Origin of the sequence: Nostoc sp., from assembly GCF_036916985.1 — a bacterium.
GTDB lineage: Bacteria > Cyanobacteriota > Cyanobacteriia > Cyanobacteriales > Nostocaceae > Nostoc.
In genome coordinates this window covers 29,544-44,253 of sequence record NZ_JBALFD010000042.1, presented here as the reverse complement: position 1 = coordinate 44,253, position 14,710 = coordinate 29,544, and the positions used below count along the sequence as shown (strand labels likewise).

General features: G+C 42.9%; 14 protein-coding genes. 6 read left to right on the top strand and 8 right to left on the bottom strand.

Going from position 1 to position 14,710, the window contains the following annotated elements; all coding sequences use genetic code 11:
- Positions 1-87: 87 nt before the first annotated feature.
- Positions 88-612 (bottom strand): phage tail protein, encoded by a 525-nt coding sequence (locus V7L07_RS15325; RefSeq protein WP_179065051.1) that lies wholly within the window; start codon positions 610-612, stop codon positions 88-90.
- On the bottom strand, positions 612-842 hold the full coding sequence (locus V7L07_RS15320) for a hypothetical protein (RefSeq protein WP_334708922.1): 231 nt from the start codon (positions 840-842) through the stop codon (positions 612-614). Before V7L07_RS15320 ends, V7L07_RS15325 begins: the two co-directional genes overlap by 1 nt.
- Before the next feature lie 193 nt (positions 843-1,035).
- On the opposite strand from V7L07_RS15320, the gene V7L07_RS15315 reads away from it, so the two are divergent.
- Positions 1,036-2,295 (top strand): hypothetical protein, encoded by a 1,260-nt coding sequence (locus V7L07_RS15315; RefSeq protein WP_335059169.1) that lies wholly within the window; start codon positions 1,036-1,038, stop codon positions 2,293-2,295.
- A gap of 122 nt (positions 2,296-2,417) precedes the next feature.
- On the opposite strand, the gene V7L07_RS15310 is transcribed toward V7L07_RS15315, so the two are convergent.
- Positions 2,418-2,753, bottom strand: a complete 336-nt coding sequence (locus V7L07_RS15310; RefSeq protein ID WP_335059167.1) for a XisI protein — start codon at positions 2,751-2,753, stop codon at positions 2,418-2,420.
- Entirely contained in the window at positions 2,741-3,157 is a 417-nt protein-coding gene (locus V7L07_RS15305; RefSeq protein WP_335059165.1) for a XisH family protein, read from the bottom strand. Before V7L07_RS15305 ends, V7L07_RS15310 begins: the two co-directional genes overlap by 13 nt.
- Before the next feature lie 343 nt (positions 3,158-3,500).
- Between V7L07_RS15305 and V7L07_RS15300 the strand changes: the two genes are divergently transcribed.
- The gene (locus V7L07_RS15300; protein ID WP_335059163.1) at positions 3,501-4,385 is read left to right on the top strand and encodes an eCIS core domain-containing protein; all 885 of its coding nucleotides are present in this window, start codon (positions 3,501-3,503) and stop codon (positions 4,383-4,385) included.
- 128 nt (positions 4,386-4,513) lie between these two features.
- Positions 4,514-4,993, top strand: coding sequence for a hypothetical protein (locus V7L07_RS15295; RefSeq protein ID WP_335059161.1), 480 nt, complete (start codon positions 4,514-4,516; stop codon positions 4,991-4,993).
- Positions 4,994-5,085: 92 nt separating this feature from the next.
- Here V7L07_RS15295 and V7L07_RS15290 read toward each other — a convergent pair whose 3' ends face one another.
- Both V7L07_RS15290 and V7L07_RS15285 read right to left on the bottom strand, forming a co-directional pair.
- Complete coding sequence (locus tag V7L07_RS15290) at positions 5,086-6,033, bottom strand: LysR family transcriptional regulator (protein ID WP_335059159.1); 948 nt, start codon at positions 6,031-6,033, stop codon at positions 5,086-5,088.
- Between the two features lie 207 nt (positions 6,034-6,240).
- Positions 6,241-7,656 carry a phosphoglucomutase/phosphomannomutase family protein gene (locus V7L07_RS15285; RefSeq protein WP_335059157.1) on the bottom strand — a complete coding sequence of 472 codons (1,416 nt, stop codon included), beginning with the start codon at positions 7,654-7,656 and terminating at the stop codon, positions 6,241-6,243.
- 145 nt (positions 7,657-7,801) lie between these two features.
- Here V7L07_RS15285 and V7L07_RS15280 point away from each other — a divergent pair, with 145 nt between their 5' ends.
- Both V7L07_RS15280 and V7L07_RS15275 read left to right on the top strand, forming a co-directional pair.
- A complete protein-coding gene (locus V7L07_RS15280) occupies positions 7,802-8,656 on the top strand; it encodes a PD-(D/E)XK nuclease family protein (protein WP_335059155.1) in 855 nt (284 codons plus the stop codon).
- A 215-nt stretch (positions 8,657-8,871) separates the two neighbouring features.
- Complete coding sequence (locus V7L07_RS15275; protein ID WP_335059153.1) at positions 8,872-9,504, top strand: hypothetical protein; 633 nt, start codon at positions 8,872-8,874, stop codon at positions 9,502-9,504.
- A gap of 312 nt (positions 9,505-9,816) precedes the next feature.
- Here the strand turns inward: V7L07_RS15275 and V7L07_RS15270 are convergent, their stop codons facing one another.
- A complete protein-coding gene (locus tag V7L07_RS15270) occupies positions 9,817-11,487 on the bottom strand; it encodes a transglutaminase family protein (protein WP_335059151.1) in 1,671 nt (556 codons plus the stop codon).
- Between the two features lie 148 nt (positions 11,488-11,635).
- Positions 11,636-11,764 carry a hypothetical protein gene (locus V7L07_RS15265; RefSeq protein ID WP_335059149.1) on the bottom strand — a complete coding sequence of 43 codons (129 nt, stop codon included), beginning with the start codon at positions 11,762-11,764 and terminating at the stop codon, positions 11,636-11,638.
- Between the two features lie 17 nt (positions 11,765-11,781).
- Here V7L07_RS15265 and V7L07_RS15260 point away from each other — a divergent pair, with 17 nt between their 5' ends.
- Positions 11,782-14,640 carry a cation-translocating P-type ATPase gene (locus V7L07_RS15260; protein WP_335059253.1) on the top strand — a complete coding sequence of 953 codons (2,859 nt, stop codon included), beginning with the start codon at positions 11,782-11,784 and terminating at the stop codon, positions 14,638-14,640.
- The last annotated feature ends 70 nt before the right edge of the window (positions 14,641-14,710 follow it).

Here is a 14,710-nt window from a genome sequence, read left to right as displayed (position 1 = left end):
CCTTCTTTCCAGTCCCCAGTCCCTTACCTCTACGAGTGATTCAGAAATCAAATTGGATTGCTATAGTTATAGTTAAAGAATAGCCAATTAACTAGAAACGAAATATCCGGTTTTTTGATTTCGTTGTACAGAACTACCTCCTCCTGTAGCTCTGGCAACTTGTAAACCTTCATAAGCTAAAGTTAATTCTTCAATGGCAACGGCTTTGCCATCTGCTTGAAGTGTCGGTGTTTTCCAGGTTATCGGGATAGCACCAATTAAAGTCCAACTCATCATCGTTTCACCAGCTTGATTGAAAATCAAAATATTGACATTGCGCCGAGATGTTTTCTTTTGTTCATCAAAAACTGCATTCATCCAGTTCCAAAAACCTGGATGATCGGTAACTCCACGTTTAAGAGTGATGTCTGTAAATTCTGTATGACCTAAATAAATTCTTTGCTGATCGTTGACACCACCTTCTTGAAAAACATTTTTCTTAATTTGAATACTTAATCCTGAACATTCGGCGAAAGAAGCAGCAATAGAACTGTCTATCTCAACGTAGAAACGATTAGTAGTGACATAATTTAATTCGTGAGTAATGTTGCCGTTATTAGCGCCTGTAGCCATCACAACCACCTTTGAGAATCATAATTACCTACTCTTTCGCGCTGCGATCGCAAGTCTTCTAGCAAAAGTTTATACACGTGTTCTGTAAGTTGGTTCAAGAGCCGCGAGTCATTGAGGTATTTACCCGCAGCATTCGCCGCCTTGCTAGCCGCTGAAACCCCTGCGTAGCCAGCAGTACCGCCAACGTCTCCATCGAATGTGAAAAAACTCTGTTGCTGATTTGAGTCCATAAATAAAAAAACTCTCCCTAAATCCAGGCTAAAGGTACTGCATCAGAATCAAAAGTAGCCAAAAGTCGAACTTAGTTTTTCCCTGGATTTAGATTTTTGAGGAATTGTGTTGGAAATGCGATCGCAGTACTCTAAATTGTGAGTAACAGCAAAATATTCATCTAGCTACTGCTTGGGCAACCAGGAAAAGAAAATGAGAGAACACGTCAGCCAACAGAAAAAAACTACTACAGGCTTCTCAATTCCATCCCTGAAACACCCAACGCACGGTTTTGGTTTGGAGTCGTCGGCAATTTCACGCCAAGCTGTTCCAAAAATACAACCACTCCATAAACCACTGACTCACGATATAAGTCGCATACCACTGCGTACCCAAGCAAAACTCTCAATTAGCCAGCCTGGAGACATTTACGAACAGGAAGCCGATAGCGTAGCACAGCAGATGAAATCTCTGGACATACAACGACAACAAGCGCCAGAGAATGAGGAAGAATTACAGATGAAGCCGATCGTGCAGCGATCGCCGATATTAATGATAGGTAGCGAAAAAAGAGAACCTATAATCCAGCGAGATATCGAAAATGCTACCTATGACAAGTCCGATCCAACAAGTGCCGAGGCATCTAAGGCTTTCTTCACAGCCTATAATGAAACTGTTCAAAAGGCATATAACTATGCAATCACCGTACCTAGTTTAGGAGCTTATGGGGAATTGAACGGTTATACCAAACTTTGGGTTCAAAAGTGGAATGAACATTTATCGCAAAAGCGCCCGAAGTTGATGGCAGCAGCCTTTGGATATGTGATCGAATCGTTGGTGAGTGACTCAAACTCGGAGTTTCACCCCAACATATCTGGAGAGTATTCAGTGGATACACAGGTAACAGTGGGTGGAACCCGTCCTGATTTAGTTTTGCGGTTAAAAAAAGGAAGCAACTATATTGCATGGCTAGACCTAACAGCCTCAGGTAGTGTTGACCATATTTACACGAAGGATAATTGGTCTTTAAAAGTTAGCAATTTTGCAGAAGTTACCTATCCTTCTCTTGATCTTGGCACTTTAGCCTTCATGCAACAAAATAAAGACAATAAGGGCGGAATTAGCGAAGCGGATCTCAAAACAAGATTGGCTGCTGCTCAGGCAGAGTATGGAAAACGTAAAGAGCAATGGAAGGAGCTTGGTCAAAAGTTTGCTTTCAATCAGATTTGGAAAGAAATGAAGAAGAGTCGGGAGACTTTAAGTATGATGCCAGAATATCCACGAAATTTCATCTTGGAGAAACTAAAGAACGAATTCCAGGTTGCTGAATTAGATGAAAAGCTGGTACCAAGTATCTTAATTGCTATGGGCGTATCGGCAGTACCTTGGGGCTATACAACGGGATACAGCAGTAGTGAAAAAGCAGGTGAGGCATGGCTGATAGATAATGCGCCTGCTGAAGCTTCAACTTGAATATGTGCGATCGCCCAATACTATAAAAATTGGGTTGCCGAAAATTTAGACTTTCGATAAATTGTGTTAAAAGTGCGATCGCCTGATCTTGTAGAGTGTGAAGTGCGATCACGATATTGTCGTTAAAAAACTCCATAACCCGTATATTCCCGCATTTCAGGAGATTGAAATCCTAAAACAATATCATCTTTTGGAATCCCTCGCTCTACAAGTTCTTGAGCCACTCTCATTTCCGTCATATTCTGCTCAATCGAAATTTTTCCCTGTTTAATATCCAAATGTAAAACACAACCATAGACTCGCCGATGACCATCCCATCCCACATTCATAACCATGTAATGGTCTTGTTTTATATCAAAAACAGTGTAACAATCAATCTGACCATTCGCTATTGGGATAGCAGCATAAGTAGTCAACAACGACTGAATGATATGGCGATTAGACTCTAGGGTATCCATTGTACAATTACCTCTTGAATTGGGTCATAAATAATTTGTTTAATCTGATATCTCTCTACAGATATTTGGGCAAATTCCCGCTTGAAAAAAGCTTCATAAACACTTATAGGCACTGCCAAATAGAGAATGCGATTTGGATCGCTGATTTCTAAGGCAAGCCGATAATTCAAAAACTGTCCTAACGCAGCATGATAATCTGTTAGTGGTGAATCACTCAGGAACGTTTTAATTTCAACTGCAATTTTTTCTTCACCTCGCTCTGCTCCTAACAGTTGCTCTGCACCTAAATCTATTTCAAACTTAGTTCCGCCAACTTCTAGTCGCAGAGGATCATCGGTTATCTTCCACTGCTCCTTTTCTAAAGCAATTCTAACTACAGCATGAAATTTATCTTTAGCTGCCATTGTTAACGTTTTCTGATTTACTTAACATTTTAGTGCGTAGGCGCAGCCTGCCGCAGGTATCGCCAATCTTGTAGAGTGCGAAAACCTGCGAGCGATCGCATCTCTTTTAAGTTGAGTAAATGGACATGAAATTGTCAAATTATCAAAATTTGCCCATCCTACACCTCTTGAAGTGCGTAGGCGTAGCCCGTCGTAGACATCGCCCGATACTATAAAAATGGGGTTGCCGAAAATTTAGACTTTCGATGAATTGTATTAAAAGTGCGATCGCTGTACTCTAGTTAAAGATGATCAACTAGTATAGATATTTATCCACCGACTGATCGGGCATCAGGAGAAGTACATGAGAGAACGCGTAAGTCAGCCCAAAAAAGCAACCACTGCTTCCTTCTCAATACCTGCACTCAAACAACCGACGCGTGGTTTTGGTTTAGACTCCTCTGGTGCTTCATCCCAAGCAGTTCCATCGCTGCAACCCTTCAACAAACCACTAATGCATGACATTAGTCGTATATCACTACGTCCCCAAACAAAACTCACTGTTAACCAGCCAGGAGATGTTTACGAGCAGGAAGCTGATAGAGTAGCACAGCAGGTAATACAGACGATGGGCGAGTCTGTAAGTAAGCAGTCTGTGCAACGAGAAGCGTTACCAGAGGAAGAAGAAGAGTTACAAATGAAATCTCTGACGGATGCCAATACTTCGCTACAACGGGAAGCATTGCCAGAGGAAGAAGAATTACAAATGAAATCTCTGGCGGATACCAATATTTCGCTACAACGGGAAGCTTTACCAGAGGAAGAAGAAGAATTACAAATGAAATCTCTGGCGGATACCAATATTTCGCTGCAACGTCAGGGTGGTGGGATTGCAGCCACATCTGACTTGGAAACTTCAATCCAACAGGAACGAGGAGGCGGACAGACACTTTCAGACGATATCCGGCAACCAATGGAACAATCTTTTGGGACTGACTTTAGTGGTGTCAAAATCCACACAGATAGCCGCTCTGACCAACTCAACCAATCCATCCAGGCTCGTGCCTTTACCACAGGACAGGATATATTTTTCCGTCAAGGAGAATATGCTCCAGAGAGTCATGGAGGGAAGGAATTACTTGCCCATGAGTTAACTCACGTTGTCCAACAAAATGGTAGTGCGCTTGGGCGTAAATTGCTTCCTGACCAGGAGATAAAAAAAAACAAGTCCAATCTAAAGCCCTTCTGAACTCGCCTTCTGGGTATCAACCAGTAATCCAGCGTAACCCTTTTGAAAAGCTTAAAAAATTCTTTTCCAAAGATGATGACAATGAAATAGAAGAAATACAGGTGAACGGGGAGGACTGGAAAAAATATATGGAGTTAGATATCTTGACGATGCAGCCTAGTGATATCATAACGGACAGGCAATTTGGGCACAATTTATATATAAATATCAGATGGTACAACAAATCGCAGAAAAGATTGCGCCTTTTGACACCGCCACCACTGGAATATTTTGAGGAAATAACCAAGATCACGACAGACAACGGCGGCAATAGAACTACGGAAACAGAATCGCTAGATCAGTACGCAAACAAGCCAAATTCTAATACTTTCCGTAGCTACGCACTTGGTACTCAGGGCATGATTATAGATCCAGGTCAGTCGCTCACTGCAAGATTTCTTGATCCACCGCAGATCACAATCACACAAGAGTATAAATCCCGCACAGTTAAATTCAAAATCGGGTTACAGGGGTCGCAACAGTGGCTAACTGGTGTGCAGCGACTAACGTGCGAGAATAACGAGATAATAGAGCATGAATTTATCCCAACAAGACTCAGGGCTGGCTAAAAACTACGGCACAATTAGTTTTTAGAAACTATTAATTATCTTGCAAAAGTCCTATCAGAAATTAAAGACTCTTGAATAATGACTAATAACGCTTAAGAAGCCGATCGCTGCTGGTCAATTTGTAGTGGTATATTTTCTAGCACCAGTTGCCAAAAGTGTTTGATGGGGGGAATTTGCAGACGGTCTTGAGTTGTCACCATCACTACCCGACGAGTCAAACTGGAACCATCTGCTAAACCACTAGTATGATTGCTAGCTAAGGAACGAATCGCCAGGGTAGGGTCAAGACGTGCCTCCAGTAATGCTGATTGAGGTAGCAAAGCTATTAGTTCTCCTTGGCGCACAACTCCCCGAAAGGCATCTAGGGTATTTACCTCCAAAGCTGATTGGAGTGTAGCTTCCATGCGCTCAAATCTATCTTGGATTAAGCGCTGCATCCCATAACCATCTTTAAAAACCACTTGGGGATAACGAATTAGCTCTGACCAAGGGATGAATTCATATTGTGCCAGGGGATGATTAGCTGCGGTTAAAACTTCTATCGGTTCATCATAAAGCACTTCTACCACCATTTCTCTACTGGTGGTTAAAAAGCGATTATTCATCACAATTGCTAAATCCACCAACCCATCTTTGAGGACTTTCAGGGCGCGATCGCTTCCTAACGAAGTCACCCGCAATTGCACATCTGGATAATCATGACAAAATTTTTGTAACACTGGTGGTAAGTAAGATCCACATAGGGAGTGAATCACCGCAATGCAAAGTTCTGGTTGCTTTCCGGCGATTAAATCGGCTAATTCTTCTGTCGCAGTCTGCCACTCTTGGCAGATTTTGCGAACGCGGGGTAGCAAACGTTCACCTCCTAGCGTCAGCTTGGCATGACTGCTTCTGTGAAATAGTTCTATCCCCAAATCAGCTTCTAATGCTTGGATTTGGCGACTAATCGTCGATTGGGTAACACCAGATGTTCGCGCTGCTTGTTGAAAGCTGCCGGTTTGGGCGATCGCTAAAAAGGCTTGCAACTGCTCTAGGCGCATTTTTATGTAGCCTGAATTACATTTATTGGTTTCATTAAGTTAACGGGTTTTTAACCATAATTTAGTAGAGTTTGTTACAAGCGGTTTAAATACATGAAAACTGCTGTAATTCACATTTTGCTCGAAATTAGAAATCAAGAGTTAAGAATTGCTAATTTACAACTCTTAACTCCTAATTCATAACTCTTAACTCCTAACTTTTAATTCTTATGCGTCTAATTTAGCAATGGCACTCTCTAACTCTTGGGCGATTTGGGTGAGTTTTTCGGGAGTGTTGGTTTCGAGGTAGACGCGTACCAGTGGTTCTGTACCAGAAGGACGCAGTAAAATCCAGCTACCTTCTTCTAAATAGAGCTTAATACCGTCTTTACGCCCCACTTCCTTGACTTTAATTCCTGCTACCTCTGTAGGTGGATTTTTGGTAAAAGAGTCGATGACGGCGGTTTTATGCGCTTCTGTGAGGTGCAAGTCTAGGCGGTTGTTATAAAGTGGCCCATCGGCTTCGGCGATCGCTTCTTTGACAAGTTGACTCAAAGGTTTGCCTTCATAGGCGATTGCTTCTGCCACCAGCATATCGGCTAATATCCCGTCTTTTTCGGGAATATGCCCAATAATACTCAAACCGCCTGATTCTTCTCCACCGATTAATACAGCAGTTTCGCGCATTTTTTCGCCGATGTATTTAAAACCAACCGGTGTTTCGTAAATTTGCAGCCCATTTTTAGCAGCGAAATTATCCAGCAGGTGGGTTGTAGCCACAGTGCGGACTATAGCGCCAGTTTTACCTTTATTTTTGATTAAATGACGTGCTAAAACTAACAGCACAGTATTGGGAGTGAGGACAGTTCCTTGTTCATCAACGATACCAAAGCGATCGCTATCTCCATCCGTCGCCAAACCCAAATCAGCGCGATCGCGAACTACTGCTTCTGCTAACTCAACTAATTGTTCTCCTTTGGGTTCTGGCATTCCACCCCCAAATAAGACATCCCTCCAATCGTGAAAACTTTCTAACTGAACGCCACTATATTGTAAAACTTCATCTAAATAGCCGCGAGAGGTAGAATACAAAGCATCGTACTTTACCCTTAAATTAGCGCTTTTAATTTTTTCTATATCAAGTAAGGTGTAGATAAATTGTAGGTAATCAGGTTTCGGATCGAAAATTGAAATTAAACCTGATGGGTTGTTCCCAGGCAACTCATCCGATGCACTTTTTATATTTGCCACAATAGTATCAGTAATCTCTGGAGTGGCAGGCCCAGCATAATCGGGTATATATTTAATTCCACAGTAGCGTGGTGGATTATGGCTAGCAGTAAACATCAACGCCCCTGCGGAATTTAAGTGACGGGCGTTGTAAGCAATTACTGGTGTGGGGCAATCCCGATCAGTAATTTTTACAGTCCAACCCAAGTCTGCTAGTACTTGGGCCGCTGTTTGGGCAAACTGGTCAGCTAAAAAGCGAGTATCGTAGGCAATAAGTACTGGTCTATCTTTTGTGTAGGCTGTTGCTAAGTAAGTGGCAATTGCCCTTGTTACTTTCCGTACATTGGGAAATGTAAAATCATCGGCAATAATCCCTCGCCATCCATCAGTACCAAATTTTATCTTGCTGGACATTTTTGCCACTTGCTCCCGTACATATCAGTACTATAAAAGCTTCCCGCAAAGCATGGGTAGCAGCAAGTATCCACCGAAGTTCTTTTCTAAGCTAGCCTTAGCTTAAACTTCTCCCCACCGTATTTTCTCTCACTGTTTCTGAGCAATGTCAACCCCCGATCGACCTTTTGCCAGTTATCACCTTTGGTCTCTAGTTGCCCCAGCGACCGGGCAAGAACGCTGGCATTGCCAGATGAGACGGGGGTTTATCAAAGCACGGCAACACGAACCACAAGTCAAAGCGCTGTTAGCGCAAGCCACCGCACCCCAGCGAATAGGCATACTCGCCCAAAAAGGCATTTATGAGTTTCATCATCACAGGCATCTGTTGAAGCAAGCAGATGGTGTAGAAAGAGTTGCACAGCTACTAAAATTAGCCCACTCAAGCGTTCAAGTCCAGCAACGCGTGCTGCAAATTTTGCAAAAATATCACGATGCGCCGTTGCTTTTGGATAAAGATATTATCCAATTAACTCCAGGTGATGAAGGCTTTCCTAAACCGATAGTAGTTGAACAAGAAGATTATTGCTTTCGCTTATATGCGGCTATGGACTGCGTTTTTATTGAGTCTGATAGTACTTTACATATTTTGGATTTCAAAACTGGTAAGTCGGCTTTTGACAAACGACAGGCATTAGTTTACTTGCTAGCGGCTCGTTATCTTTATCCTGGACGAGAAGCTGTTGCATCATTTTATAATTTGGAAATATGTAAAAAGTCTGAGTTAATTAGCATTAATAATAGTGAATTAGAATCCTTAAAATTTGAGTTAGCTAATATTGCCCACAAGCACCAGTACGATTTGCAAAAATATCAGGAAGAAACTAGTAATTTCAGTAAAATATTTCCCCCTAATCCTGGCTCTCACTGCCGTTTCTGCCCATTTAACTCTATCTGTGAATTTGCCGATTTTAAGCAGCATCAATCATATCCAATGCCCAGTTTAAGAGTTAATAGCTAATTAATTTACCTATTGTTCTTGGTTCAATTTTCAAAACCACTTACTAAATACTCGTATTTTTACTGACCTGATTTTCTTCTCCGATCAGACAATCTAGTACCACAAGGCGGAATTCAAAATTCAAAATGAATACAGCGTAAGCGTTTCATTTTGAATCGGTGGTTTATGACGAATTGCGAATTGGATTTATCTTTGGTTGTAAGGAGTTAAGACTAGTGCGATTAATCGCCAATAAATCTGTTTTTAGATTAGTAGGAATTTGGACGTTTCTTTTACTTCTCATTTTTAAAGGGATTTTGCCTCAACCAGTTTATGCATTGCTGTTGTCTCCAGATGCTTGTGCTGTTAAAGCTGAATGTGCTGTTGCTATAGGCTTAGAATTAGCTCCTACTGCGAAGGCTGCAATTAGCAAAGCTCAAAATGAGCAGGTTCCAAATAAAGCTAAAGAGGGATATTGTTCTTTTTATCCACTTAATTTGGTTTGTGGGCCACAAGGTCAATCTTCAGTTCTTTATAATTACAAATTTCACCAAACAGTACATTATAGGAGGTCTGGTTATCCCGATAGATTTGTAACTCATCATTATCGAAGTTGGCGACCTGTACCAGGGGCAATTAGAAGTTTAGTTAATCAATATGCAGATCGTGATTTTGGTGGTGGTTATCCTCCCTCTGGTGATTATGTAATGTGGATTCGTTTAAATGATGGAGATGGTAATAATCAAACTCGTGGAGTTGTTTATGAATACTCAACTGGTGACACCATGACATGGGATGATTATGCGAATTATTCTAACAATAATGTTGAGGGAGAATGGATTAGCGATGTGGTTCGTGCTGATATATAGATGGTCTAATCACACTAGGATTTACTGACATAGGCTCTTGTGGAATAGAAGGGTTTCAAGAGTGGATACAAGAAAGAGCAAAAACTAATGCGAGTCGGTCTTGGTCTAAGATAATCCTTTTCTATTCTGTAGATGAGCCTGAGGCACTACAGAAATTTTTTGAATTGTTTGAAGAATACTTGAATAGGAAATAAGAGCTTAGAAGTAGACGAAAATAATCCTTAAGCAGACAGTATTAAGGTGCGTTAGCCTACGGCATAACACACCCTACTCACTTTCTCATGGTCTTTCCCCAATTCCCAATGCTCTAATTCAAAAGTCCGGTAATTCTTTAAGAATTGTGAACCGAATATGATTTATCGCTAAATCACCGATGGGGATATCTTCTTTGGTTAGCCGCGCACCTTGACTTGTTACGGTTTCAAAGGTGATACCTTTGCCAATTTCAATGTGATACCAGCATAAGCCCATAAAAAAGCGCGTCGGATAAGGCCCACCTTCAGCAACATCGTCAGGATTTGATTCCATTGGCAACCAGCCAAAATTTGGGACGTAGAATTCTAGCCAAACATGATTAAAGTCGGGTTGTAGTGGAACTCCTAGTAAGTCACTATGAGGAGGACATTTGTATCTACCGACGGTGCGGCAGGGGATGCCATTTAAACGGGATAGGGCAAGTAAAACGCCGACATATTCGCCACAGGAGCCAACGCCCCGTTCTAAAACTATATCTGGCGTATCTATATAAGGTTTAATACCATAAGACAACTCATCATAGACGTAGTTGCGGATGCTGTGCATTTTCCGCAGCACATTGGTTTCAGAACCAATCGCCTCTCTGGCGGCACGGCGAACAATGGTGGTATCCATTGCTAAATCGTCGTCATCCACTAAGTAACGTGTTTGTAATTCTGGAGAAACTTCAGGAACGTCTTCTACATCTCTGGGTGTGATGCGATATTTAATTCCTCGAACTTCTAAAAGTGCTTTCCAGCCAAATATATGCCGTTCGCCTGGGGCAAGAGAATCAAATTTAAAGACTGCTACACGTTGCCCTTCTATCACTTCTTCGGTAAAGGGTATACCAATGGGTTCAACGTGTTTCACCTTTTGACGCTCAGTTTCCGATGGCAGGGCAATGCGCCATTCCACCTCAGGGATATAAACCTCGTCTAAGGGTGCAATTTCCTCAGCATAAGACATTTCGATGAGATAGCCATTGGAGAGGGCGTAACGCTTATCTGGCTGGTAATGGTAATACAGAGGATGAATAAAAGTGCGATCGCGGAATGTTAGCTCATGACTCGGATCGGCATTGGGGTTGTCCCGGATATAAGGCTCCTCTGAGGCGTAGGCGACGTAAATACTCTCTTTGCCTGTTTCGTAATTTTTATGGATTGCGATGCCTGTGGGACATTCAAAGGGTGTTAGAACACTAAATTGCAGTTCTCCTGTGGCCCTGTCCATCGCGTAAACTGATTGTTCGGTGCGATCGCAAATCCATAGCATTTCTTGGTTGACTGCCAAATTCTCGATCCCAACTCCAGGGGCATAAAATCTGGTAATCTCTTTTCGCGTTTCGCGGTCAAAAACCAGAATGTAACCTAGTCTTTGGCAACTGACATAAACTGTTGTTTCCCAAACAGCAACACCGTCAGCCGGATAAGGCAATGTCACAAAATGTTCCAGAGCCAAAGCATCGAGCTTGCACAAATAAACACTATTTTCTCGGCTCACCCACAAAGTATCTTCCCACGCCGCTAGACCAGTGACATCGGTAAATTCTTTAACTTGATGGGGATTGAGAATTTTACTGTTGTCAGAGGCGGGATCAATCTCCAGTAGATGCCCTTTAATACTGTCAATGGCAATCAGTCTATCTTTGATGAAAGTAATGCCACACAGGGCAGCAGCAGTAAGCGGTCGAATTGTTTTTTGCCCAAACATCTGGCTAACGGTCAAAGTGGGGAGTGCAAAACTCATAAAACCTTGTGGTAAGTGTAAAAGTGACTGGGGACTGGGGACTGGGGATTAGGTACCAAACCCTTAAAACGCCACGTTTACGGCGGGGTACTAACAATTATCGGTACAATGTGTTCCGAAAAACTCTTTCGTGAGAAATAATACTATGTCAAAATAGGAATAATTTACAAATGTTAAGAATTACAAATACATTCATCTGACTGGGCGATCGCCTTAATGTAACTTTAGGAGATGGAATTCCTGGCATCACTAAATTATGATCGAATTTTGTAACCATTTGCTGTGACCTACACGATGTCTGCTAATTCTCTGCCTGAAGGTGCCGCCGTTTGGCATAGTTTAGAAGTTGATAAAGCGCTAGACCTGCTTGATAGTAATGCAGAGAGCGGCTTAACACCCCAAGAAATTCAACAGAGATTGCAAAAATACGGCCCCAACGAACTTGAAGAAACTACTGGCCGTAGTACTTGGGAAATTCTGCTGGATCAGTTCAAGAACATTATGTTGTTGATGCTGATTGGCGTCGCTCTGATTTCTGGTTTGATAGATTTATGGGGTTGGCGAACGGGCACTTTAAAGCCTGGTGAAGTGCCATTTAAAGATACCATCGCTATTTTAGCAATTGTCATCCTCAACGGCATACTCGGCTACGTCCAAGAAAGCCGTGCCGAAAAAGCCTTGGCAGCCTTGAAAAAAATGACCTCTCCCTTAGTGCGGGTAATCCGCGACACCAGATTTGTGGAGATAGCAGCTAAGGAACTAGTTCCAGGGGATGTAATGCTGCTGGAAGCTGGGATGCAGATAGCCGCAGATGGCCGTTTGATCGAACAGTCGAATTTACAAATACGCGAGTCGGCCTTAACTGGTGAAGCCGAAGCGGTGAATAAACAGGCATCACTAAAATTGCCAGAAGAAACATCATTAGGCGATCGCCTCAATGTTGTGTTTCAAGGTACTGAAGTAGTCCAAGGACGCGGCAAGGTTCTGGTGACTAACACCGGCATGACTACAGAATTGGGTAAAATTGCTGCAATGTTGCAGGCGGTAGAAAGTGAACCTACGCCTTTACAGCAGCGGATGACTCAACTGGGTAATGTCCTGGTTACGGGTTCTTTGATTCTCGTGGCGATCGTTGTCGTCGGTGGTGTCATCAAGGATGGAGGTTTTAAAAACATCCAAGAACTCTTGGAAGTTTCCTTGAGTATGGCGGTTGCTGTGGTTCCAGAAGGTTTACCAGCTGTCATTACCGTCACCTTGGCACTGGGAACCCAGCGAATGGTGCGTCAAAATGCCTTGATTCGCAAATTGCCAGCAGTGGAAACATTGGGTTCTGTAACCACCATCTGTTCTGATAAAACCGGCACCCTGACTCAAAATAAAATGGTGGTGCAATCAGTTTCCACCAATAACAAAACTTTTCGCGTCACTGGCGAAGGTTATGCACCAACTGGAGACTTTCAGTTAGATGGTCAAAAAATTTCCTTAGAGGAGTCTCCAGAAATCCCAGCTTTATCAGTCGCCTGTACTATTTGTAATGATTCAGTGTTGCAAAAAGAACAAGGTGAGTGGGCGATTTTAGGAGATCCTACAGAGGGTGCATTACTCACTCTGGCAGGAAAAGCCGGAATTGAAAAAGACCAGTGGAACAGTAAGTTACCTCGTGTTGCAGAGTTCCCCTTTTCCTCAGAACGGAAGCGGATGAGCGTCATTACTCAGGTGGAGGGAGTCGCCACAGGTGAAGCATCTTCGAGAGGAATTGACCCCGCGATCGCCGGTTTTCTCGAATCGGAACCTTATTTAATGTTTACCAAAGGTTCTCCAGAGTTAACCTTGGCACGTTCCACTCAGATTCATTTGGGTAATTACACAGGCCCATTGACCGAAGAACACCGCCAGAAAATTTTGGCAGAAAATGACCTGATGGCGAGTAAAGGTTTGCGGGTGCTAGGTTTTGCCTACAAACCTTTAGTAGAAATTCCACCGTCAGGTTCAGACGAAACATCTGAGCAAGATTTAGTTTGGCTGGGATTAGTGGGAATGCTAGATGCCCCCCGCCCAGAAGTCAGGGCAGCTGTGCAAGAGTGTCGGGATGCAGGCATTCGCCCAATCATGATTACAGGCGACCACCAATTAACAGCACGAGCGATCGCCACCAATTTGGGAATTGCCCAAGAAGGCGATAGGGTACTCACAGGTCAAGAATTGCAACGGATGACTGACCAGGAATTAGAGCAAAACGTTGACTTGGTAAGCATCTATGCCAGAGTTTCCCCAGAACACAAACTGCGAATTGTCCAAGCACTGCAACGCCGGGGTCGATTTGTGGCGATGACGGGTGATGGTGTCAACGATGCTCCAGCCCTCAAACAAGCCGACATCGGGATTGCAATGGGCATTACTGGCACTGATGTCAGTAAAGAAGCCAGTGACATGGTGTTACTTGATGACAACTTCGCCACCATTGTTAGCGCCACCAAGGAAGGCAGAGTTGTTTACACTAATATCCGCCGTTTTATTAAATACATCCTGGGCAGTAACATTGGTGAAGTTCTCACAATTGCAGCCGCACCCTTAATCGGCTTGGGAGGCGTTCCTCTTACTCCCTTACAAATTCTCTGGATGAATTTGGTGACAGACGGTTTACCAGCCTTGGCATTAGCTGTGGAACCTCCAGAACCGGATGTCATGCAGCGTCCGCCTTTTAGTCCCCGTGAAAGTATTTTTGCTAGGGGATTGGGTTCTTACATGATTCGCATTGGGATAATATTTGCTATTATCAGCATTGCTTTAATGTGGTGGGCTTATCAACATACCCATGCTGCTGGGTATCAGGGCGATCCTGAAACTTGGAAGACAATGGTATTTACAACTTTGTGTATCGCCCAAATGGGACATGCGATCGCCATTCGCTCCAACAACCGACTAACCATTGAGATGAATCCTTTCTCTAATATCTTTGTACTAGCGGCTGTTGTCGTCACCACGATTTTGCAGTTGATGCTAGTTTATGTCCCACCCCTGCGAGATTTCTTTGGTACTCACTACCTGAATATGCAAGAATTGGGGGTTTGTATCGGCTTCAGTGCCTTAATGTTTGTCTGGATTGAAGCGGAGAAAATATTCTTGCGGATTATGGGCAAGAAGGCTGTCTAGAAAGAAAATTTTAGATTTTAGATTTTAGATTTATCTTTAATCCAAAATCTAAAATTTAAAATCCAAAATT

Excerpts from the sequence above, each read along its gene's own strand:
- V7L07_RS15325 (WP_179065051.1), bottom strand. The coding sequence starts at position 612 with ATGGCTACAGGCGCTAATAACGGCAACATTACTCACGAATTAAATTAT.
- V7L07_RS15320 (WP_334708922.1), bottom strand. The coding sequence starts at position 842 with ATGGACTCAAATCAGCAACAGAGTTTTTTCACATTCGATGGAGACGTT.
- V7L07_RS15315 (WP_335059169.1), top strand. The coding sequence starts at position 1,036 with ATGAGAGAACACGTCAGCCAACAGAAAAAAACTACTACAGGCTTCTCA.
- V7L07_RS15310 (WP_335059167.1), bottom strand. The coding sequence starts at position 2,753 with ATGGATACCCTAGAGTCTAATCGCCATATCATTCAGTCGTTGTTGACT.
- V7L07_RS15305 (WP_335059165.1), bottom strand. The coding sequence starts at position 3,157 with ATGGCAGCTAAAGATAAATTTCATGCTGTAGTTAGAATTGCTTTAGAA.
- V7L07_RS15300 (WP_335059163.1), top strand. The coding sequence starts at position 3,501 with ATGAGAGAACGCGTAAGTCAGCCCAAAAAAGCAACCACTGCTTCCTTC.
- V7L07_RS15295 (WP_335059161.1), top strand. The coding sequence starts at position 4,514 with ATGGAGTTAGATATCTTGACGATGCAGCCTAGTGATATCATAACGGAC.
- V7L07_RS15290 (WP_335059159.1), bottom strand. The coding sequence starts at position 6,033 with ATGCGCCTAGAGCAGTTGCAAGCCTTTTTAGCGATCGCCCAAACCGGC.
- V7L07_RS15285 (WP_335059157.1), bottom strand. The coding sequence starts at position 7,656 with ATGTCCAGCAAGATAAAATTTGGTACTGATGGATGGCGAGGGATTATT.
- V7L07_RS15280 (WP_335059155.1), top strand. The coding sequence starts at position 7,802 with ATGTCAACCCCCGATCGACCTTTTGCCAGTTATCACCTTTGGTCTCTA.
- V7L07_RS15270 (WP_335059151.1), bottom strand. The coding sequence starts at position 11,487 with ATGAGTTTTGCACTCCCCACTTTGACCGTTAGCCAGATGTTTGGGCAA.
- V7L07_RS15265 (WP_335059149.1), bottom strand. The coding sequence starts at position 11,764 with ATGGTTACAAAATTCGATCATAATTTAGTGATGCCAGGAATTCCATCT.
- V7L07_RS15260 (WP_335059253.1), top strand. The coding sequence starts at position 11,782 with ATGTCTGCTAATTCTCTGCCTGAAGGTGCCGCCGTTTGGCATAGTTTA.